At 46.3% G+C, this 1595-nt stretch carries 4 protein-coding genes; all 4 read right to left on the reverse strand.

Annotated features, from left to right (window positions below; genetic code table 11):
- Positions 1 to 14: 14 nt before the first annotated feature.
- Genes H5187_RS23430 through H5187_RS23445 form a run of 4 tightly spaced genes read right to left on the reverse strand, consistent with a single transcriptional unit; the run spans position 15 to position 1553 of the window.
- Positions 15 to 521, reverse strand: coding sequence for a DUF1804 family protein (locus tag H5187_RS23430; RefSeq protein ID WP_182798461.1), 507 nt, complete (start codon positions 519 to 521; stop codon positions 15 to 17).
- Positions 521 to 859 (reverse strand): hypothetical protein, encoded by a 339-nt coding sequence (locus H5187_RS23435; protein ID WP_182798462.1) that lies wholly within the window; start codon positions 857 to 859, stop codon positions 521 to 523. The genes H5187_RS23430 and H5187_RS23435 overlap by 1 nt, the downstream gene beginning before the upstream one ends.
- A 9-nt stretch (positions 860 to 868) precedes the next feature.
- Complete coding sequence (locus tag H5187_RS23440; protein ID WP_182798463.1) at positions 869 to 1312, reverse strand: D-Ala-D-Ala carboxypeptidase family metallohydrolase; 444 nt, start codon at positions 1310 to 1312, stop codon at positions 869 to 871.
- A complete protein-coding gene (locus tag H5187_RS23445) occupies positions 1302 to 1553 on the reverse strand; it encodes a hypothetical protein (protein ID WP_182798464.1) in 252 nt (83 codons plus the stop codon). Before H5187_RS23445 ends, H5187_RS23440 begins: the two co-directional genes overlap by 11 nt.
- Positions 1554 to 1595: the final 42 nt, after the last annotated feature.

A 1595-nucleotide genomic window follows, 5' to 3' on the forward strand; every position in this document is an offset into this window, starting at 1 on the left:
ATTCATATCGGCCATTAGTCGCTTAACTCCTGATCGAGTCGTGGACCAAAGGCGGTGAGTATTTCAACAAACTCAGGGGCAAATTCGGGGTATTTGGTTGATACAAACTTAGCAAGAATTTTAACTACCTCAGCGGCAATTGTGCGCTTTTCAAGTTTTTTATTACCGCCCGATACCTTCATTACTTTGCTCATCATATCAGTGAGTGAGCTAAGTACTTTGGTGCGTTGTTCAAGCGGCAGCGCTGCGCCTTCAGGTGATTTTAAAAGCTCAAAGGTTTCGTTTACTTGAATGGTGAATTCTTCGATAAAGTCGGTGGTAAACTCCCCTGCTGTGCCCTCACTGCGGCGGCTTGCTGCGCGTGCTAAATCCCAATCGTCACCGTTGTCTTTGGCTTCCATTTTCCAGCGTCGTGCTGTGCCATCGGCCACGCTATGCTTAATGGCCGCAACACTTAACGCGAGCAGCTCGGTTACATAGCTGTGGCGTACGGCGTTTTTCTTTTCTGCAGGGTGCGCCATTAGCCCGTCATCCCATTTTTTACAGCATAGGCAATGAGCGACACGGCTAAGCCCGCTGTACCGCCCATAGCAGCCACTTTAACGCGTTGGTTTGTTAGTTTTTCTTCGACTTTATTTAAGCGATCGTCGTGCTTATTAATCGCTGCAATTTGGCGTAGCTCGCTTTCTTTTAAATCAGCTTTTAAGCCGTCGGTGACGACCTTTTGGCGTGCTTCGCTTTTTTCGATACTGTGGTGAATATCAGCTTTTATCTCAGCGACACTGTTTAAAATGGCCTCTTGGCTGGCTTTAATAGAGCCAATTGACTCAAACAGTAGGTTTTCTTGCTCTGGGGTCATGAGTGGTCCTTACGGGTAAAATACTTTAATGCCCGTCCACGTAGGGGAACGCACATCAAAATGAAACCAGCTCACATCAGCCTCAATGGCGGTGATGTACGGGAATTCTTGCGGGTGGGCTAATACGTAGTCACGTACTTGCTGCGCTGTGTAATTAGTAAAGCTGCAATCAAACGCTTTACCCAGCTTATGTTGGCTGCGTTTAGCACCAATTGCGCAATCAAGCTGGCGATAGCCTCGGTATTGATTAGCGCCGCCCCAGCTCCAACTATTTACTGTGCATGGGCCAAACGTGTTGCGTAACTTTTGCAGCATACGCAATGCGCGATCATCAAATAGGTTAATCAAAAACAAAGGGTCGTCTTGATAAAGTTCAAACGTGGCTTTTGGTACTAATTCTTGAAACGTAAAGCTTGGGGCAGTCGGTACTACCACTTTTCTTTTAAGCGCCATGCTGTTGAGTCCTCATTTTGGTTAAACGTTGTTTTGTTAGGACGTAACAGGCAGGTAAGCGAGTAATGCGCACCGGCTTTTTGTTAGCTGGGTTTAGCAGCTGTTTAACGCGGGTACGCAATGCGGGCAGGTCTTTTAACGGGCAACGGCGAGAAATTGCAATTTGCTCGGCTTTAGAACTGGCCTTAATAATTTGTTGAGCTAAAAACTCAATAAATGGCGCATGCACTGTATTTGTCATGCTGGTAGTAAATCAATTTAGGGGATTGGGTAACACTGTAAA

The organism is Pseudoalteromonas sp. SG44-1 (assembly GCF_014164315.1).
Taxonomy (GTDB): domain Bacteria; phylum Pseudomonadota; class Gammaproteobacteria; order Enterobacterales; family Alteromonadaceae; genus Pseudoalteromonas; species Pseudoalteromonas rhizosphaerae.

What these genes read in the sequence shown, in the direction of transcription:
- H5187_RS23430 (WP_182798461.1), bottom strand. Translation starts at nt 521, where the DNA reads ATGGCGCACCCTGCAGAAAAGAAAAACGCCGTACGCCACAGCTATGTA.
- H5187_RS23440 (WP_182798463.1), bottom strand. Translation starts at nt 1,312, where the DNA reads ATGGCGCTTAAAAGAAAAGTGGTAGTACCGACTGCCCCAAGCTTTACG.
- H5187_RS23435 (WP_182798462.1), bottom strand. Translation starts at nt 859, where the DNA reads ATGACCCCAGAGCAAGAAAACCTACTGTTTGAGTCAATTGGCTCTATT.
- H5187_RS23445 (WP_182798464.1), bottom strand. Translation starts at nt 1,553, where the DNA reads ATGACAAATACAGTGCATGCGCCATTTATTGAGTTTTTAGCTCAACAA.